Below are 19,801 nucleotides of genomic sequence, written 5' to 3'. Positions count from 1 at the left end.
TGTATTCAGTCCTATCGTTATTTAATTTTGAAAGCATCTTCCTGACTAAATGCCGGAACTGCCTTTGAAAGGTTATCCATATTCGTATCTTCTTTCAAATCTTTTTGTGTAATTTGAACAGGTTTAAATGCATAAGTCGCAGGGACTTTTTCGTCTTTAATGAGCTTTGCCAGAATTCTTACATCTGTTTCACCGATGACTTTAGGATTAACACTTGCAGATGTCTTCCAGTTGCTGTTTTTAGCTTTCATAAAGTTGATGTCCTGGTTTGAGATATCTATTGAATAAATCGGTAGATTGATTTTCTTTTCATTCAGTGCAAGATAAGCGCCTTTTGTCATCTCATCCCAAGATCCCCATACCGCCTCAAAATCTTTTGGATTATGCTTTGAAAGTACAGCTTGTGTTTTCTTTTTTACATCGCCTTGTACATCTTCAAAATTCGTTGGTCCGATACTTTCAATGACTTTAATTTTGCCTTCGGTTTCATACTTTTTAAAGATTTCCTGACGTTTATCAAGCGGTAGGAAACCAGGTCCGACCCATAATTTAAGTACTTTTACAGGTTGTTCTTTATCTTTAATCAGCGCCTCTAATGATAACTTTGCTAATGCATGGTCATCTTGACTTGTAGCAACGACATTATCGATAACCTTGCCGTCTTTATCTGACTTTGTATCAAATGTAACAACTTTAATCTTTGCATCTGCAATTTTCTTAACCAAGTCATAGCTGTAATCCTCTTTACCGTGCGATAATACGATGCCGTCATATTTCTTTAGGATTGCCTGATCGACGAGCTGCTGAAACTTTGCGTCATTCCCATTCGAAAGAAAAGTATCAACCTTAAGCCCAAGTTTCTCACCTTGTGATTTAGCACCATCGATAAATTGTTTCGTGTGATCATCACTACCAAGGTTACGGATAACAGCAATTTTCTTACCTTTTATTTCACCTGACGCTTCAGATTGTGATGTTGCCTGATTACATCCTGTAAGTAAGATACTTGTTGCAAGTAATAATTGTAATGGTTTCTTCATGCTTTAATCTCCTCAAATAATTTTGTGATTGTTTGTTCATGTGCTTCGATAATGCCGTGTTCTGTAATCAGTCCTGTGATTAAACTGTTTGGTGTAATATCGAAAGCTGGGTTATAAACAGCTACGTCAGCTGCAACTTTATTGTCATAAATATGTGTGACTTCACGTACATCGCGTTCTTCGATTGGAATTGCGTCTCCATGTGGTACGGTTAAATCAAAGGTTGGTGTTGGAGCTGCAACGTAAAACGGTACATTATAAAACTTTGCTGCAATTGCGAGTGGTAATGTGCCGATTTTGTTAACGACGTCGCCATTTAATGCTACGCGGTCACAACCGACAATAACAGCTGTAACATCTTGTTGCTGTAACACAGTTGCTGCAGTACTATCTGTAATTGTTGTAACATCGATGCCGGCTTGCGATAACTCAAAAGCTGTAAGTGCGCCTTGAAATCTCGGTCTAGTCTCATCGCTAAACACTTTAAATTGAATATCTTGAGCGTGTGCTAAATAAAATCCCGCTGTCGCTGTACCTAACGTGCTTGTTGCAAGACTACCTGGATTGCAATGCGTAATAAACGTTGAATTCGGTTTTATGAGTGGTAACGTATGTTTCCCGATACGGTCATTGATTGATTTATCATCTTCGTAAATGTGTTGAGCGAGCTTTTCTAAAGCCACGATACTCTGATTGACATCTTCAGTGATGACCTGACTCAATCGATCAAGCGCCCATAACAAGTTGATTGCTGTTGGTCGTGTGTTGGATAGTCGTGTAATAACGTCCTGCATATAAATTTTAAAGTCTTTATCCCCGTTGTATTGTAAGGCACCGATTACAACACCATATGCTGCAGTAATTCCGATCGCTGGTGCACCGCGCACGATCATATCTTCAATTGCTACTGCTACTGCTTCATAATCTGTGCAGTCGATATACTGTATATCATGTGGTAATTTCGTCTGGTCAAGGAGCGTAAGAACGCCATCTTTGTATTGAATGGATTGTAATGTCATGCCGCAATCTCCTTAAATTCTGTATATAGTGAGAATATAGATGGGTAGATGGATAGCGATTCCGGATATTGAATGAGCGATTTCGCAAACTTAATAAGCTGCACTTCTATCTGAGCGCGTTGCTGCTCAGGTAAAGTCGTTAAATCATTTACTTTAGCAAGTCCGACGATACGACGAATAATTTCAAGTCCACATACTACATAAGCATCTTCAAGCACTGAACGGATATAGCTTGCATAAACTGAAGTTTGTTTCAATGCGACATCTTTCGTCTTTTCCTGTAAGATCGCTAAACTTCTCTGTTTGAATACTTCTAATACATCAGTGATACTTTCGGCAATAAATTTAGCCTGTTCATCTCTGCCAAGCGCTTGCGCATTACTATATGCAAAGAAAAGGTGAGCGAGCACATTTCCGACATCATATCCTGCTGGCCCATAGAAACCGAATTCAGGATCAATGACTTTTGTTTCTGTTTTATTAACAAATACTGAACCTGAATGTAAATCACCGTGGATTAAACTTTGACTTTTATTTAAGAACTTAAGCTTCGCTTCTGCGACTGCAAGCTTTAATGCGTCATCGTTATAAAGTAACTGTTCGACGTATGGAAGTAAGGCACTACTGACCTCATTGCGAGAGAAATTATCGTAAAATGGCTCGGTGAACACGAGATCTTCAGATATCTCGCATAATTCGGGATTTATCGTATCTTTTTGTAAAGCTTTCTTCTCTTTAGCATCAAGTACAAAGTCTGATGTGTTAATCAGTGTCTCAGCCAAATATGTCCCTAAATCAACACCGATATTCGGATAAATATTGCCATCGATTAAACCTTGGCGTAATACTGTGTAATCTTTTAAGTCTTCCATGATGACACATTTCATTACATCATCAATCGCATAAATATGCGGCACAAGTTGTGGTACGATGTCGCCGTGTACTTTGAGTAACTTCCCTTCACGAATTGTACGATCAGTTGATAATTTAAATTCATCTGAAATACGCGCTACGACGCCTGAATGTTTGACAATAATGGACTTGATGCCGTTAGATACACGAAAGACATAATTTAAATTACCATCTCCGATTTCATTTACTGTTAACTTCTCACCGGGGTTAAATAAATTTGTAGTTTCAAGTATGTATGCTGCAATATCAACTTCCTGCATTAAGAAATATGAACTAAACTTAGACAATGGTTTCACCTCAGAATTAATTTTTTCACAAAAAAAAAACGTTTCCCCATATGCACGGGAAAACGTTAGCCATCAGTATCTCTACTTATCTTTCAGCACAATTGTACTGTAGGAATTGGCACCTTTTCCGTGTGGATAGGTTGCTGGACGTCATAGGGCCTAATCCCTCAGTCACTCTTGATAAATAATTATTAAATTTTTTGTTAAGTTGAATATTAAATTAATTAAAAATATAAGTCAATAACTTTCTGAAAATTTTTTGTATTACAAAATTTTTAAAAGCCGTTAATCATTCTATTTTAGAGGCTTTATGATAAAATTTAAGTAATGAAAAAATAAAGGAGAACCACTATGGGCTACCAATTCCAAAAGATGCAGGAAGAGAAGGTATTCAAAGATCCGGTGCATCGCTATGTGCATGTACGGGATCAGTTAATTTGGGATTTAATCAAGACGAAAGAATTCCAGCGATTACGTCGAATAAAACAACTTGGTACGTTATATTTATCTTTTCATACGGCTGAACATTCACGTTTCAATCATTCGTTAGGCGTTTATGAAATCGTACGTCGTATGATAGACGAAATATTTGCTGGACGTGAACATTGGCATAATGAAGATCGTTCGCTCGCATTATGTGCAGCACTGTTACATGATTTAGGCCATGGTCCGTTCTCTCATTGTTTCGAGAAGATTTTTAATACGGATCACGAGCTTTACACACAGCAGATCATATTAGGAGATACGGAAGTAAATCATGTGTTGTCACGCGTTTCACCTGAATTTCCGAAAGAAGTAGCTGCTGTAATCAACAAGACACATCATAATAAGCTGGTCATTTCGATGATTAGTTCGCAGATTGATGCTGACCGTATGGACTACCTACAACGCGATGCTTTCTATACAGGTGTGAGTTATGGTAGTTTTGATATGGAACGTATATTAAGGCTTATGCGTCCGACAAAAGATGAAGTTGTGATTAAAGAAAGTGGTATGCACGCTGTAGAAGATTATTTAATGAGCCGTTACCAGATGTACTGGCAAGTATATTTTCATCCAGTCAGTCGTGGTGGAGAAGTATTGTTAAATCGTGTCCTGAAACGTGCCAAAGTGTTGTATGAGGCAGGATATGCGTTTAAAGAACCACCTAAATATTTAGTGCCGTTCTTTAAATCAAATCAAGTATCCGTTGATGCATATTTAAGACTCGATGAAATGGTGTTAAATTATTATCTGCAGCAATGGATTGACGAAGAGGACGCCATTTTAAGTGATTTATCGCGCAGATTTGTTAACCGTGATTTATTTAAACATTTACCGTTTGATGGTAATCGATTTACGATAGATGAACTAACTGAATTGTTTACTAAAGCGGGCATAGATCCGGATTATTATTTTGTTGTGGACTCGTTTAGTGATTTGCCATATGACTATAACAGACCTGGGATTAACTCGCGTAAACCAATTCACTTAATAACGTCTACTGGCAAGATTAAAGAAATTAGTACTCAATCGGTTATAATCAATAGTATTACAGGTATTCAGAGAAAAGATTATAAAATTTACTATCCTAAAGAAACAATTTTAAATATCGAAGACCTTGAAATTCGAGGTGCAATTATTAACGTATTAAATGAATTAGAATAGGGTGATAATATGGCAGAATTTCAGTTTAATATTATAAAAAATGATCCGCTTGACGGACATAAAGGTACGAATATCGGCTCGATTAGCTTAGATAATGTGGCACCAGTATTTATTGATGTTGCTGAGAAAAAAGCATTTATCGATATCGGTGCGATGCATGCGCGTAGTGAAGTTGAAAAGCGTGTGAAATGGGTGACGGATAAATCTGAAACAGAAGGTCCTGACCAGAAAGAATACTGGCTCGTATGGGTAACGACAGAACGTGCAGAAGTCGGTCCGTATTATGCGGGGGCTACTGCTTGTTATATGGCAGTAAATAAGGAACGTAAACGTGGCTATAAAGTGATGGCTGAACACGTCAATATGATGGATAAATCGATGAAGCACAAGTTCATTTTAGATCAGATTGGTGATGACAATAAAGCGGTCCTAAAAGACTTCTTAATGCATCATAACCCTGAGATGTGGAACAATTCTGGTGAAGCACTAAAAACGATGTTAGGTTAAACGGGCTAACGATAGTTCATCTTTTCCGGATACGGCGAGTATCCGCAAAAGATAAGCACCGTCATATCATCAATTTTGTGACAAAAATGTGACTTTAATAATCGTGTAGATTTTCGGTTGTAATTTTTGCTTAACATTAGTAAGATATGAGTAGCTATAAAAATAGCTAGGACACTAAAGAAAGCAGGTATTTTTATACCTGCTTTCTTTAATTTTATGCAAATTTTGTTATAATCATTAGTGGGTGATCAACTTGAATATAGAGATTCATATAAAGCAACAAATCACAAATAGTGAAGGTACGGAGACATTCGACTTAATTACTACAGGCACACTCATAAAAAAGGCACATACATATATTATGTATAAGGAAACAATCGATGATATCCTGACTGATGTACGTGTTAAGGTTGAGGATGAACGGGTGCGTATTAATCGAAAAGGTCAACTGACGTTAGATTTTTTGTTTGTCCCATACGAGACAACACAAAATATGTATCACCTGGCTAATCAAAAAACTGTAATGGAAGTTACAACCAATCAAATGTTCATCGAGTCTGATGAACATTCCGGTAAAGTTTACATTCAATACACAATTGTGAATAATCAAACTGTCTTAGGCAGTTATACATACGATATAGAATATAAGGAGCGAGTATAATGAACATCGTACAACAGCAAAAAGAAACATTAATCGAAGAAATTAAACAGGCGATATTAAAAGCAGCACTTGTTACAGAAGTACCGGATATTAAAATTGAAATTCCAAAAGACACTAAAAATGGTGACTATGCAACAAACATCGCCATGGTGTTAACGAAACACGCTAAAAAAAATCCACGTGAAATTGCACAGGCAATCGTAGACCATTTAGATGTTAAAAAAGCGGATATCACTAAAATTGATATCGCAGGTCCTGGATTTATCAACTTCTATATGGATAATGCATATCTCACTGGTATTATTACGGAAGCGTTAAATAAAAAAGATAATTTCGGTAAAGCAGAGCAACCTAAAAATGAAAAAATCTTAGTTGAGTATGTTTCGGCGAATCCGACTGGAAGCTTGCATATTGGTCATGCAAGAAACGCTGCAGTGGGTGACACTTTAAGCAACTTATTATCTGCAGCAGGATATGATGTATTACGCGAGTATTATATCAATGATGCTGGTAAACAGATTGAAAACTTAGCATATTCTATTGAGGCACGTTATTTCCAGGCATTAGGTCAAGAAATGGCACTGCCTGAAGATGGATATCATGGTAAAGATATTATTGAAATTGGTAAAAGGTTAGCTGCAGATCATCCTGAATACAAAGATGCTGACAAAGCTGAGCGTATTAAAGCATTCCGTAAACTAGGATTAGATTATGAGATGGATAAGCTTAAAAAAGATTTAACTGAATTTAATGTTCATTTTGATAACTGGTTTAGTGAAACTTCACTTTATGAAAATAAAGAAATTGATAAAGCATTAGATAAGATGCGTGAAAATGGTTATTTATTTGAAGAAGACGGTGCAACGTGGTTACGTACAACTGAATTTGGTGATGATAAAGACCGCGTACTGATTAAAAAAGATGGCAGTTATACATACTTCCTTCCGGATATTGCGTATCACTACGATAAGATTGAACGTGGTTTTGATACGTTAATTAACTTGTTCGGTGCAGATCATCATGGTTATATTAACCGTCTAAAAGCATCACTTGAAACTTTTGGCACAGACTCTAAACGTTTAGAAATTCAAGTGATGCAGATGGTACGTTTATTGCAGGATGGCCAGGAAGTTAAGATGAGTAAACGTACAGGTAACGCAATTACGTTACGTGACATTATGGATGAAGTAGGCATTGACGCAGCACGATACTTCTTAACGATGAGAAGCCCTGACTCACACTTTGATTTCGATATGGAACTTGCAAAGAGCGAATCTAGTGACAATCCAGTATACTACGCGCAATATGCACATGCGAGAATTTGTTCGATCTTACGTCAGGCAGCTGAAAATGATATCACACCTTCTGCTGACGCAGACTTTAGTTTAATTACAAATGACAAAGCATTTGAATTGTTGAAACGTATCGCTGATTTTGAAACGGCAATCGATCAGGCAGCAGAAGCACGTGCACCACACCGCATTACAAATTATATTCAGGATTTAGCAGCGCATTTCCATAAATTCTATAATGCTGAGAAAGTATTAACAGACGACCTGGAAAAATCAAAAGCGCATGTAGCGTTAATTGAAGCGGCAAGAATCACATTACACAATGCTTTAACATTGATCGGTGTTTCAAGTCCTGAAAAGATGTAATGCTTAAAAGAGTAGCGTTTATTAACGTTGCTCTTTTAGTATTTTGTAAGAAAGATATTGCATATGGTATAATTATACAAAATTGAATTGATGGAGGATTTATGAAGAAAACGTTATTTATACTCTTAATGACTATACTTTTCATTGTTTCAGGCTGCAATACAACAGACAAGGTACAGCAATCTGACTCACAAGAACGTATTATTTCACTAATACCGAGCAATACTGAAATTCTTTATGATTTAGGTGTTTATAAAGAAATTATCGGAGTTTCCACAGTTGATGATTATCCTAAACAAGTGAAAGATAAAGAAAAGTTTGATGGGATGAAGCTTGATTATGAAGCGATATTAAAAGCGAAACCTACAATTGTCTTTGCACATCAATCGATGGAAAAAGCACAGGAGAAGACGTTACAAAAGTTGAAATCTAAAGGCATCAAAGTAGTCGTCGTTCATGATGCTAATTCATTTGATGCGCTATATAAAAGCATAGAACAAATTGCTTCTGTCACACATAAAGAAGCTGAAGGTAAAGCGATGATAAAAGATATTAAACGTCAAATTCAAGAGACTGCGATTAAATACAAAAAAGATGTCCAGGGTAAAAAAGTATTTCTTGAAATTTCATCACACCCCGACATTTATACAGGTGGAAATCATACATTGATGAACGATTTACTGAAACAGCTGGGTGCAGTCAATATATTTAGTGGTATAGAAGGTTACCAGGCAGTGAGTACGGAAGCCATCGTTAAGAAAAATCCGGACATCATTATTTCTACGAGCGGGCTGTCAAATAAAGCTTTAATTAAAGAAGTAAAATCAAGAAATGGATTTAAGCATGTTGAAGCGGTAAAACAAAATCAAATCTATGCAGTTGATCCGGATACTGTATCACGTCCGGGACCAAGAATTGCACAAGGTATGGAAACCATTGCACAAGCTATCGCAAATGAAAAATAACATTATCGTATTAACACTTATTCTTATCGTGACATTGCTATCGCTCTTTTACGATGACTTTGGATGGCTGGACATAACGGATCCAATGGGTAAGACAATTTTACTGGAGATCAGACTGCCGAGAATTATTACGGGTATGCTCGTCGGTATCATTCTTTCTATTACTGGTTATGTGTTTCAGACCGTATTAAATAACTATCTTGCGGATAGTTTTTCGTTAGGACTTGCAAGTGGTGCAAGCTTTGGGAGTGCACTTTCCATCGTACTAGGTCTAAGCATTACGATGACTGCGATGTTTAGTATTATATTCAGTATGATTACGCTCATGATAGTAATTCTAGCAAGCTTAAATCATAAATTTAATTCACAGACGACATGGATGATACTAATTGGTATGTTGATTAACTTCTTCTTTTCTAGTCTCGTATATGTGTTAGTGCTGATGTTTCCGGAGAAATCATCAAACATCATGAATTATTTGTTTGGCTCGATAAACTCGGTAAGTTTTAAAGATATTATGATTTTATTACCATTAACTATTGTTGGCATGATGATTATTTATTTTTTGCAGCAGCAAATTGAAATACTCGGTTTAGGACAAGACCGAGCGATTGCACTTGGTTTACGAACGAATACAATCATCTATATTTTGCTTATTACGACGAGTATTATGTGTGCTGTGCTCATTAGTATGACAGGTATTATCGGATTTGTAGGTATGATTATCCCGCCATTTGTAAAACTGAATTTTAAAGGGAATCATCATGCGAAGCTGAATCTGACAATACTTCTTGCAGTATTACTCGTCTTAACGGGAGACTTTCTGGGTAGAGAAATGCTTTATCCAGTACAGATTCCTGTATCAATTATGATGTGTTTAATGGGTATGCCGCTATTACTATGGATTATTATGAAACAAAACAGAAATACTATAAACTGAAATATTGCATTAAGCTCGCTAAAGTAAGCGCATTGGTGATTTCGCCATGCGCTATTTTTGTTTTTAAATCTTTAATTGGCACGAGCACGACTTTGATATCTTCAAACATTTCTCGGGAAATGGTATCTGTTTGTGTGCTGTTGGACACTAATACGGTCGTTAATTGATTCGTAAATAAAGCTGGATTCGGGTGCATAACGCCAATCACTTGCGCCTCGCCGATATATCCTGTCTCCTCACTGAGTTCTCTTCGACCAGCAATTAATGGAGGTTCGTCTCTATCCACAATGCCGCCAGGTAATTCGAGTACGTAATCTTCGATGCCGATACGAAATTGCCTGATCATAACGATACAATCGTTATGTATTGCGATAATATTTACCCAATTTGGAGCTGCGATTTGATAAAATTCAGCACTTTGTGCCTGATAAGTAAATTCTGTCGTATTGACTTGAAATACACGGTAATCAGTCGTATTGATGATTTGTCTTTTATGCCAGTCCATAAGTCACCTCGTCATTTTAGTCGATTTAATTTTAACAGATAGGCTATACTATTGTTAACTGGAGGGGGTTTCATGGAAAGAGCAATCATATTTGATCTTGACGGAACATTACTTGATCGAGAACGTTCGTTACGCTTATTTTTAGAAGATCAGTTTGAAAGATATAGAGCGTATTTTACGCATGTACAGAAAAATGACTATATCAATTATTTTATAGCATACGATGAACATGGTTATGTGAAAAAAGAGCGTGTATATAAAGCTTTGCTTAATCAACTTGATATTCATTACATCGAAAAGAAGGATTTACTGCTGGATTATGATTTAAATTATCCGAAGTTTGCTACAGGTTATCCAGATGTAAAAGATATTATTTCGAGAATTCAAAATAGAGGATTAAAAATAGGTATTATTACAAATGGTAAGGTATCACACCAAAGTTATATTATCGATCTTTTGGGTATAGAGAAATATGTTTTAGAAACGTTAATTTCTGAGGCAGTAGGTTACAGAAAACCAGAACCGGAAATATTTATGATGATGTGCGATAAGCTGGGTGTTAAACCAGAGGAATGTATTTTTGTCGGTGACCATCCGGTAAATGATATCGAAGCGGCTCACCGTTTAGGGATGAAGACAGTATTTAAAGATAATCATTATTTTAAAGCGCCGAGTGAAACAATGATGGACTATCGAATAGAGGATTTATCTAAATTATTTAATATTATAGGTGAGGAGACGATATAGATGAATGTCGTATGGAAAGATGAAACAGTTGCAGGTGGTATATTCGAGACAATCAATGTTGAAGGGAATTCAGTAGTTAATTCAAGTGTTGAGGCCAATGAATTAATCGTTGAGAAAGAAAGTGTATTAAAAATTGAAGGTAAATTAAATGTACCTTATTTGAAAGTGTATGGTGAATTAGTTGTTGAAGGAACGCTTGAAACGAATGAGCTTGTAATTGGTGAAGATGGCTATATTGCTGTACAGGATGAAGCGGTTATCGGCACAATCGATAATAAAGGAACGCTTGATTTAAAGCGTGGTATAAAAGTGGATGATATTCAAAATAAAGGTTCATTTATTGGAATGGGACCAGTAAAAGCCACAACATTTCAGTCTAATGGATCATTGCGTCTGGATGAAGAGCTGAATGCAGAAAACGTTACAATTATTGTAGCTGATGTAAGTAATATTCGTTATATTATATGCGACGAACTTACGGTGAAAGCCGAACGAGAAAAGCTCATCTTTAAAGATAAATCATCAGTACTTACAGTACGTGAAATCGATGCGGTAAAAGCAAGTGTAGAAAATGTAGTTTGTGATCTACTACGTGCAGATGACGTAACGATTAAAGAGAATTGTTCGATTAAAGTCGTAGAGTACGTTAATGATTATGAATACGACGAAGCTTCAGATGTATTAGAATTTGCAAAAATCAAGAGAGACTAGAGGGATAGAGAATGGAACTGGCATTGACGAATAATGATATCGCGATTCATTATGAACTGATTGGAAAAGGGTATCCTCTGGTGATGCTACATGGCCAATTTATGAATACAACGATGTTTGATGATTTCGATACGGCATTTATGAAAAACTTTCAAATTATTAAAATAGATCTGCGTGGCCACGGATTTAGTGATAAACCGTTAGAAATTCATATGGATGATTATGTAGAAGATGTATTGACTGTTCTGGATCTTTTATATATTAAAGAAGCACACTTTTTAGGATTTGGACTCGGTGGTTCTGTAGCAGCAACGATTGCTTCGAAATATCCAAAGTATGTAAAAAAATTAATATTAATCAGTACTGGGATTAGAAGTTACTATGAAGCTGAGCGTGAATTTCATAATCAATATGCGAGTATACTAAGAACGATGTCACGCAAAGAACGTAACGCTATGCTGGAAGACTATATGTTTAAAGATGTTAAAACTGTAAAAAAATATTATAAGAAGATGAAAGATACACAAAGTGGTATGACTGAAAAAGAAGAGGATGCGGTCATCATCTCTACTGTTGATTATAACCCTCAAAAGCTTGATGTGATTGAAGTAAAGACGCTCGTGATGAGCGGTAGATATGATGAATTAGTACCGGTTGAAGAAGCTGAAGCGCTCGCTGCACTATTACCTGCCAGCAAATTGTCAATTTATGAAAATAGTGGCCATGGGTTGTTATATGAACAATACGATGATTTTGTAAAAGAGGTTAAATTGTTCCTTCAAAACTAATTACAATCTGATAGCGTTATGTTAAAATATGTGAGTACTGATAAACTTAAGGATATTTTTGGAGGATGCATGAAGAAAATCATAGCATTGTGTACAATTACCCTATTACTCGCAGGCTGTCATGAAGAAGAAGTTGCACACACATCTACACAGAAACAATCGTCTACGAATCATCAAGCTAATCCTACTGTTGAGATGGAATTTATACATAGTGATCCTAAAAAGATAAAACCACAGCACAAACAAATCGCAGACGAAAACATTCAGCAACTCAAAAATGAAATTTCAATAGAAGTTGCTTCGAAAATTCCGAAATTAAAACCTATTACATCACAATATGAATATGTGGATACCGTTAGAGAATATTCGAAAGAGATGGATCGGGTTATTAGTACGATGACTGTATATGATAATAAAAAAGATGTTGAACAGCAACTGAACAAAGTAAAACATATTGTGGTCAAATATGAAGCGAAAGTTCAAACGGCAAAAGAATTGCCGCAAATAAAAAAAGTAGATGCAGAAGTGAAGAAAGCGAATGATAAATATATTCAGTCATTTGGCAAAATAGCCTCGGCAATTACCACGAAAGATACAGCACTAAAAGAAGACGGTTATACTGATTTCTCAAAAGGAAACACTTATTTTAACAGAGCGTACTATGGCGTACAATCTATTGAGGATAACGTACAGAAGGAAGCAATGTTTGAACCAGATGCTACAAACGAACCACCAACGAGTGAGTCATCATCTCTAGAGATTGTCGTTTATACAGCAAACGGTAGTGAAGCGTTACCGCTAAGTGATTCACCGGAAGTTAAGAAGAGTGCACCACTGAAATAGAGATACTTATTACACAAATATGATGAACAAACAGTGAAAATCATTATGATTTTATTGTTTGTTCTTTTTTTAAAGCTTATTCAAAAAACTTTATAATCTATTATAATTTTGATAAAGTAAGTGCTAATAAGATACTTAAAGGAGTGCCTATGGACAATAATATGTATGATAATCGGTCATTGTTCGATAAATATAGTGAGATGGAACGCTCAAAGAAAGGTTTAGAAGCAGCAGGAGAATGGGAGAGCTTTAAAGAAATGCTTCCCGAGTTAAATGGTGCTGCTGTGCTAGACTTAGGTTGTGGTTACGGCTGGCATTGCCAGTATGCTGTAGAACAAGGCGCAGAGAAAGTTGTCGGAATCGATATTTCTGAAAAGATGTTAGAGCGTGCGCAGGCACAGCCGGATGCAGATAAGATTATTTTTATTAATCAGTCGATGGATGAATTAGACTTTGAACCACATGAATTTGAAGTAGTAATGAGCTCATTAGCGATACATTATTTGCCGTCATTTAAAGATGTTGTTGAGCAGGTTAAGGAAGTATTAACGATTAACGGTACATTTATCTTTAGTGTAGAACATCCTGTATTTACAGCTGAAGGTAGTCAGGACTGGATCTATGATGAGGCTGGTAATAAATTGTTCTGGCCGGTAGACAACTATTATAAAGAAGGCGAACGTGAAACGCAGTTTCTTGGGGAAGAAGTAAGGAAATATCATCGAACACTTTCACATTACTTAAGTGTGCTGATTGATAATGATTTCGTGATTAAGGGCATCTCTGAACCTGAGCCAAGTGAAAAACTATTAGATGGAGTGCCTGAGATGAAAGATGAACTGAGAAGGCCGATGATGCTTATTATTTCTGCACGTAGAAAATAATGCATATTGTGTTATAAATAAAAGAGGAGAGATAAGCTTAAGCTTGTCTCTCCTTTCTATTATCGTAAAAACCAATAATCGGTTTTCATACCTTTTAAATAACTATATTCTTTCGGCGTAATTCCGTGTGTACGAAGTTCATCGTTGATAAAATCTCTAACATCCCAAACGAGGTGAATAAATTCATTCGTTGGAAGTATTGTAGACATTTGCGAATTATCGATATTTAAAATTGCTGTAATATCCTGAGATGTTAAATTAAAATGTTCTGCGATTGTTGCAATAGATAACGTCGCATCGTTTAAGTGAGCGTATAATTCTGTGCTTGTAACTTTACGTTCTTCAACTGATAGTGACATGTTCATCCTTCTTTCTACGTGTAGAAGGTTATTATAATACTTTTAATGTAAAACACAAGGTATTTTTTACTTTAATGTGATAAATTCTGCACAACTTTCACTTTTGAAGGATACGTTGTCATTAAATCATTAATAAAATTAAACTGTGTTTGTTTCGTACCGTTATCAAGTGATGATTGCATTAAAGGTACAGTTTTGTAGCCACCAGCGTTATAATCACCTTCATTGTATGTCGGTAAGAATTCACCTGATGCTACTTCAACACCATCTTTTGTTTTTTTGATATCTAAAGATAATATTCCGCCTAAACGGGTCTGCATTTGACCTTGACCGCTAAAGAAATTACCTTGGCTGTAGATGACAAAACTATCTTTATCCTGTTTCATCGGTTCTAAAGCATGAGGATGTCCACCAAGGACGATATCCGCACCGTAATCCGTTAGCGCCTGTGCTACATCTCGTTGCTCTTGATTCTCGTGATACTGATACTCTGTACCCATATGTAATGAGACAACAACGCCATCAACTTGTGGTTTTAATGTTTCGATATCTTTTTTCATTTTTTTAAGGTCGATAAAATTCACATCATAATCAGCAGCTGGTTCATGGCCATTCGTCCCATATGTGTATGCTAAAAATCCGAGTTTTACACCGTTTTCTTCGATGATACGTGGCGTGTCATGATCTTCTTGACTACGATAAGCCCCGACATATGGTAAGTGCATTTTATCTAAGTAATCTAAAGAAATATGTAACCCTCTTTGTTCCTGATCGAGTGCGTGGTTATTCGCATTAGAGACAATATCGAATCCAGCATTTTTAATTGCCTGTGCGACTTCAGGGGGCAAATTAAATGTAGGATAGTCATCTAGACCTAATTCATTTGCAGCGATGGGTGTCTCAAGGTTAGCGATCGCAATATCAGCGTTCTCAATCATCGGTTTAACCGCTTCAAATCCTGGATTAAAGTCATAACCATTTGCCGTCTGTGCATGACGCGCCACATGACCATGAACGAGTACGTCACCGACTGATTTTAAATTCACGATGCCGTCTTGTGCTTCGGGTATTTGATGATCAAGTACAGCTGTAGGTAGAACGAATTGTGATGCAGTTAATACAGAAAGTGCAAGTGCTTTAATTTGATATTTATCCATTGGTTAAACTCCTATAAAATAATATTAATTACATTATATCTTAAATAAATATAAAAACATTATTTATTTTTAATGTAATATATTACCTTTATTTAAATAATGGATACGTTGATTAAGTGACCCGCGAAACTTTAAGTTTGGCTGAGATAGGCTATGGACATATGGACCGTCAACAAGTACATCGATATCATTTAATACTTCAGCCAGCATTGGCGTATTATTAATATACTCGATCATATATCCTGACCACATCCATATATCTTTTCTATCTCCGAATTTCTTTCTGAATGCTGAAATAAGTGGTTGAATAACAGCTAAATTATCTAACGGTTCCCCACCAAGTAGAGAAAGTCCGCTTATATAATCTTTATCCAGCAAGGTTAATATCTCCTCGATTTTCTGTTCTGTGATGCGTTCTCCATTATTAAATGGCCAGATACTTGCATTGAAACACGCTGGACAATGAAAGTGACAGCCGGATACATAGACAGACACACGCATACCTGTACCGTCTGTAACGACACAATTCATTATTTTAGCAACATATCCCATGCCTTCATACGTCATAATAAATCATCTCTTGTCGACATATGTTTGACACGCGTGGCAATTTCAATTTGACGTCCTTTTACCATCGGACGTTTTAAAGGCTGGCCGAGATAACCGCAAGTACGTTTGACCACATCTGTCGTTTCAGGATTATTGTTTCCACACTCAGGACAGACATATCCTGTAGCCGTCGGTTGAAATTCACCAGAATAACCACATTCAAAACATTGATCAATCGGTGTATTCGTACCGAGATAACCGACACGTGAATAAGCATAGTCCCATACCGCTTCTAACGCTTCGGGGTTATGGATAATCGGCGGGTATTCACAATAATGAATAAATCCGCCTGTTGAATAACGCGCGAAGTCTTTTTCAAAATCAATTTTTTCGAAAGGGGTTATATTTTTGCGTATATCATAATGAAATGAATTTGTATAATATCCTTTATCGGTCACGTTTACCACAAGTCCAAAGCGTTCAAAATCGAGTGTACAGAAGCGGTCCGTTAAAGATTCACTTGGTGTGCCGTATACACTGAACTGAATATCGTATTGATTAGTTAAGTCATCAGCATATGATTTTATCGTCTTTAATATATTTAATATAAAGTCAGAAGCATCTTTATGATGTTCCCAGTCTTTCTCAAATAAATGTGCGCCAACTTCGTATAATCCGATATAGCCGATACTGATGGTGCTACGACGATTTTTAAACAATGCTGATATGTCTTCGCCTGCATGTAGTCTTTTACCGAACGCACCATATTGATAAAGTATAGGGGCATTTTGTGGAAGTGCATCTTTTAATCGATTAATTCTAAAAAGACAAGCATCGCGTACAATATCCAATCTTTGATGTAACATGGTCATAAAAGTATCCGGGTTATTGCTTAGTAATGCAATCCGAGGTAAATTAAGCGTTACGACACCTAGATTGAAACGACCATTGTTGATAAACTGTCCATCTTCCTGATAAGTATTCAGGAAACTTCGACAACCCATCGGTGCTTTGAAATCTCCAATCATCTCTGTTAACGCCTGATAATTTAATACATCAGGATACATGCGTTTTGTAGCGCATTCGATAGCCAATTGTTTTATCGCATAATTTGGATCAGTCTGTTTTAAATTCACTCCGTCTTTTAAACTGAAGACAAGCTTTGGAAATATTGCAGTCGTTTGATCAGCACCAAGCCCTGCAATACGCGTTTTTAATATTGCACGTTGAATCATAACACTGTACTTATCCGTTCCTAATCCAAAGCCGAAAGTTACAAACGGTGTTTGCCCGTTACTTGTATATAGTGTATTAATTTCATATTCAAGCGACTGGATGGCATCACCGATATCTTTTTCGGTCATTTGCTGGATATATTGTTCCTGTTTATCTTGCTGGACATACTTTATTGCAGTTTGACGATGTTTTTCTGCATTTAAGACAGCATAAGGACTTAGCACTTCATCGATACGATCTACTGAGCATCCTCCATATTGACTGCTGGCGACGTTAGCGATAATTTGTGCAATCTGAGCTGCAGCAGTTTGAATCGATTTTGGTGATTCAACTTTCGCGTTACCAATCTTAAAACCATGAGCCAGCATATTTGGAATATCAATTAAACAGCAGTTCGTCATCGGCATATAAGGATGATAATCTAAATCGTGGAAATGAATATCTCCGTTTAAGTGAGCATGTTTAACATGTTTCGGTAGCATATCAAGGCCGAGTGATTTAGCAACAGTACCGGCTGTTAAATCACGCAGTGTATTAAAGACATTCGCATCCTTATTTGCATTCTCATGAACGACTTCCGGGTGTCTATTTATTAAACGTTCTAAGCTGTCCTTCAAATCAGTTGTTTCTGTTAACATTTTATCACCTACTATATATTGTGTTTGCAATTCAATATTAATACTATATACAGTATTTGTGTGCAAAATAGTAGTGAATTTGAAAAGATGTCATATTTACAACGAAGCTATCTGGTTTTAAGAACATGCGGTGTGAGAAAAGTTACAAAAAAAGCCGGACACAATGTTCGGCTGTGAAAATATTATCCTTTTAGAAAGTCTGGTGCTTTATAGCTAGGGTTTGGATATGTATAGAACCCCTCTCCTGTCCCAATCATCTAGGCTCTATCAACCGTTTCAGCGTCACCGACACCATTTGCAAGTAACATTTCTGCTGACTGTAATAATGGCACAAGTAAAGAATTTAATATATAGCCAGGTTGTTCTTTTTTAACAAGCATCGGTACCATATTAATCTGTTTCACAAAATTCATCACAATTGTATGTTTATGTTAAATTAGAAAGTTTAATTTTTACTTAATCATTGGTAAAATAGAATAAATATTAATAAAAATAAATGCTTTTAAAAAGGATAGCAACAACTTATAGAACCGTGGGGGACTTACTATGACAAACGAGTTAAATATCGACATCGCAGCACAGGAAGAAAAAAAGAAATTAGTAGCTGAAAAATTTAATGACAATACATTTGATATGTATTTATCAGCGCTATCTAAAGAAGCGTTAAAAAATATATGTCGCAACCTGGGTATTAAAGGTTACTCTTCTAAAAATAAAGAAGATTTGATCAGCTTAATTACCGAAGCTTATTTTGCAGATGATCAAATGCTAGGTAAGATGCTGGAAACATATGATAGTAACTTTAAAGTCGTGTTAGATGATATCACAGCACAAGAAAAGAACTACATAGTATATCATCATGATATACCGGATGAAGTTTTCTTATTTTATGCAGATGACACTGAGCTATTGTTCATTCCTCAAGATGTAAAAGTGCATTTTAATGCGTATATTCAAGCGCATCCAGCATTTAAAGAAGAAATTGATAAGATTCATTTCTATCGTAGCGCATTAAATTTATATGGCTTTGTAACGTTGAAACATTTAGCAGTGTTAAAAGAAAAGTATTTCAATGTACAAATGACTGAAGATGAAATCCGTGAAGAGCTTATTACAGTGATGCCTGAGTACGAAGCGCTGATTAAAGATGGCAGTGTTAAACATAAAGAGCTTAGCAATATTGATATCGATTTAAAATTTTTAACCGAACAAAAAGAATACTATATTCCTAAATATGAAGATTATAAATTATATACAGAATATTTCTATATTGAGCCGACGCAAGACATTAAGCATTTAGTTGAATATATCGAAGCAGGAATCACTGAAGATTTCCAGGGAACAGACACAGGGAAATTAATTGTTAATACAATCTTGTTCGGATTACGTGCCAACGAAACACCGGAACAAATTCTATTACATATTGATAACGTAGAGAAGAATGGTTTCGTTAAGTTTGATGATCGTGAAAAGTTGACTGAACTTATTGCAGCCGCATTAAATACAGCAAGATTATGGATGCTAAATGGACACACGCGCAATGAAGTAGAAAGTAAAGTACAAATTGAACAAGGACAATCTCAGGTTCAAGCACAGGCACCAGTACAAACAGTGAAGAAGAAGAAACCTGTACAAGTAAAAAGAAAAACGAAAAAACGTGGTAAAAATAGAAACGTAGCACACGTAGCGAGATTGAATAAACATTAATTGGTATGTAGATAAGCGTATAACTAGAGCGATATAGCGTT

General features: G+C 36.1%; 20 protein-coding genes, 1 pseudogene and 1 riboswitch. Of the genes and pseudogenes, 12 read left to right on the top strand and 9 right to left on the bottom strand.

Features of this window, described 5'->3' with window-relative positions; genetic code table 11:
- Positions 1-17 precede the first annotated feature (17 nt).
- From HT586_RS11475 to mtnK, 3 genes are read right to left on the bottom strand one after another with little or no spacing between them, the layout of a single operon-like run.
- Positions 18-1,040, bottom strand: a complete 1,023-nt coding sequence (locus tag HT586_RS11475) for a sugar ABC transporter substrate-binding protein (protein WP_096077917.1) — start codon at positions 1,038-1,040, stop codon at positions 18-20.
- Positions 1,037-2,059, bottom strand: a complete 1,023-nt coding sequence (mtnA, locus tag HT586_RS11470; RefSeq protein ID WP_203545848.1) for an S-methyl-5-thioribose-1-phosphate isomerase — start codon at positions 2,057-2,059, stop codon at positions 1,037-1,039. The genes HT586_RS11475 and mtnA overlap by 4 nt, the downstream gene beginning before the upstream one ends.
- The gene (gene mtnK / locus HT586_RS11465) at positions 2,056-3,258 is read right to left on the bottom strand and encodes an S-methyl-5-thioribose kinase (RefSeq protein ID WP_203545847.1); all 1,203 of its coding nucleotides are present in this window, start codon (positions 3,256-3,258) and stop codon (positions 2,056-2,058) included. The genes mtnA and mtnK overlap by 4 nt, the downstream gene beginning before the upstream one ends.
- 82 nt (positions 3,259-3,340) lie before the next feature.
- Positions 3,341-3,445, bottom strand: a riboswitch (SAM riboswitch).
- A 164-nt stretch (positions 3,446-3,609) separates the two neighbouring features.
- On the opposite strand from mtnK, the gene HT586_RS11460 reads away from it, so the two are divergent.
- The 6 genes from HT586_RS11460 to HT586_RS11435 all read left to right on the top strand — a co-directional run bounded on the left by HT586_RS11460 (position 3,610) and on the right by HT586_RS11435 (position 9,636).
- Entirely contained in the window at positions 3,610-4,905 is a 1,296-nt protein-coding gene (locus HT586_RS11460) for an HD domain-containing protein (protein ID WP_203545846.1), read from the top strand.
- Between the two features lie 9 nt (positions 4,906-4,914).
- Complete coding sequence (locus HT586_RS11455) at positions 4,915-5,412, top strand: YwhD family protein (protein WP_096077921.1); 498 nt, start codon at positions 4,915-4,917, stop codon at positions 5,410-5,412.
- Positions 5,413-5,665: 253 nt separating this feature from the next.
- A complete protein-coding gene (locus HT586_RS11450; RefSeq protein WP_157742250.1) occupies positions 5,666-6,073 on the top strand; it encodes a YwiB family protein in 408 nt (135 codons plus the stop codon).
- The gene (argS, locus tag HT586_RS11445) at positions 6,073-7,731 is read left to right on the top strand and encodes an arginine--tRNA ligase (RefSeq protein WP_203545845.1); all 1,659 of its coding nucleotides are present in this window, start codon (positions 6,073-6,075) and stop codon (positions 7,729-7,731) included. The genes HT586_RS11450 and argS overlap by 1 nt, the downstream gene beginning before the upstream one ends.
- A gap of 101 nt (positions 7,732-7,832) precedes the next feature.
- On the top strand, positions 7,833-8,696 hold the full coding sequence (locus tag HT586_RS11440) for a heme/hemin ABC transporter substrate-binding protein (RefSeq protein WP_203545844.1): 864 nt from the start codon (positions 7,833-7,835) through the stop codon (positions 8,694-8,696).
- Complete coding sequence (locus HT586_RS11435) at positions 8,686-9,636, top strand: FecCD family ABC transporter permease (protein ID WP_157742251.1); 951 nt, start codon at positions 8,686-8,688, stop codon at positions 9,634-9,636. The genes HT586_RS11440 and HT586_RS11435 overlap by 11 nt, the downstream gene beginning before the upstream one ends.
- On the opposite strand, the gene HT586_RS11430 is transcribed toward HT586_RS11435, so the two are convergent.
- Complete coding sequence (locus tag HT586_RS11430; protein WP_203545843.1) at positions 9,626-10,141, bottom strand: NUDIX hydrolase; 516 nt, start codon at positions 10,139-10,141, stop codon at positions 9,626-9,628. The two genes, HT586_RS11435 and HT586_RS11430, sit on opposite strands and share 11 nt — an antisense overlap.
- Before the next feature lie 72 nt (positions 10,142-10,213).
- Here HT586_RS11430 and HT586_RS11425 point away from each other — a divergent pair, with 72 nt between their 5' ends.
- The 5 genes from HT586_RS11425 to HT586_RS11405 all read left to right on the top strand — a co-directional run bounded on the left by HT586_RS11425 (position 10,214) and on the right by HT586_RS11405 (position 14,114).
- Positions 10,214-10,888: an HAD family hydrolase gene (locus HT586_RS11425; RefSeq protein ID WP_096077927.1), complete on the top strand. Its 675-nt coding sequence runs from the start codon at positions 10,214-10,216 to the stop codon at positions 10,886-10,888.
- Positions 10,889-11,599: a hypothetical protein gene (locus tag HT586_RS11420; RefSeq protein ID WP_096077928.1), complete on the top strand. Its 711-nt coding sequence runs from the start codon at positions 10,889-10,891 to the stop codon at positions 11,597-11,599.
- Positions 11,600-11,610: 11 nt separating this feature from the next.
- The gene (locus HT586_RS11415; RefSeq protein WP_096077929.1) at positions 11,611-12,387 is read left to right on the top strand and encodes an alpha/beta fold hydrolase; all 777 of its coding nucleotides are present in this window, start codon (positions 11,611-11,613) and stop codon (positions 12,385-12,387) included.
- A 69-nt stretch (positions 12,388-12,456) separates the two neighbouring features.
- On the top strand, positions 12,457-13,230 hold the full coding sequence (locus tag HT586_RS11410; protein ID WP_203545842.1) for a hypothetical protein: 774 nt from the start codon (positions 12,457-12,459) through the stop codon (positions 13,228-13,230).
- 149 nt (positions 13,231-13,379) lie between these two features.
- Entirely contained in the window at positions 13,380-14,114 is a 735-nt protein-coding gene (locus HT586_RS11405) for a class I SAM-dependent methyltransferase (protein WP_203545841.1), read from the top strand.
- Positions 14,115-14,173: 59 nt separating this feature from the next.
- Here the strand turns inward: HT586_RS11405 and HT586_RS11400 are convergent, their stop codons facing one another.
- The 5 genes and pseudogenes from HT586_RS11400 to HT586_RS12475 form a co-directional block, all read right to left on the bottom strand.
- Positions 14,174-14,473 (bottom strand): DUF2316 family protein, encoded by a 300-nt coding sequence (locus tag HT586_RS11400; protein ID WP_111746731.1) that lies wholly within the window; start codon positions 14,471-14,473, stop codon positions 14,174-14,176.
- 71 nt (positions 14,474-14,544) lie between these two features.
- On the bottom strand, positions 14,545-15,630 hold the full coding sequence (locus HT586_RS11395; protein ID WP_203545840.1) for a CapA family protein: 1,086 nt from the start codon (positions 15,628-15,630) through the stop codon (positions 14,545-14,547).
- A gap of 69 nt (positions 15,631-15,699) precedes the next feature.
- Complete coding sequence (gene nrdG / locus HT586_RS11390; RefSeq protein WP_203545839.1) at positions 15,700-16,197, bottom strand: anaerobic ribonucleoside-triphosphate reductase activating protein; 498 nt, start codon at positions 16,195-16,197, stop codon at positions 15,700-15,702.
- On the bottom strand, positions 16,194-18,053 hold the full coding sequence (gene nrdD, locus HT586_RS11385) for an anaerobic ribonucleoside-triphosphate reductase (protein WP_203545838.1): 1,860 nt from the start codon (positions 18,051-18,053) through the stop codon (positions 16,194-16,196). The genes nrdG and nrdD overlap by 4 nt, the downstream gene beginning before the upstream one ends.
- Before the next feature lie 182 nt (positions 18,054-18,235).
- Positions 18,236-18,469 (bottom strand): annotated as a pseudogene (locus HT586_RS12475) (hypothetical protein); the annotation flags it as partial.
- A gap of 130 nt (positions 18,470-18,599) precedes the next feature.
- On the opposite strand from HT586_RS12475, the gene HT586_RS11375 reads away from it, so the two are divergent.
- Complete coding sequence (locus HT586_RS11375) at positions 18,600-19,760, top strand: Rho termination factor N-terminal domain-containing protein (protein WP_203545837.1); 1,161 nt, start codon at positions 18,600-18,602, stop codon at positions 19,758-19,760.
- Positions 19,761-19,801: the final 41 nt, after the last annotated feature.

Origin of the sequence: Macrococcoides bohemicum, assembly GCF_016865215.1 — a bacterium.
Classification (GTDB): domain Bacteria; phylum Bacillota; class Bacilli; order Staphylococcales; family Staphylococcaceae; genus Macrococcoides; species Macrococcoides bohemicum.
The sequence above is the reverse complement of the archived record's forward strand: the minus strand, read 5'-3'. Positions and strand labels throughout refer to the sequence as shown.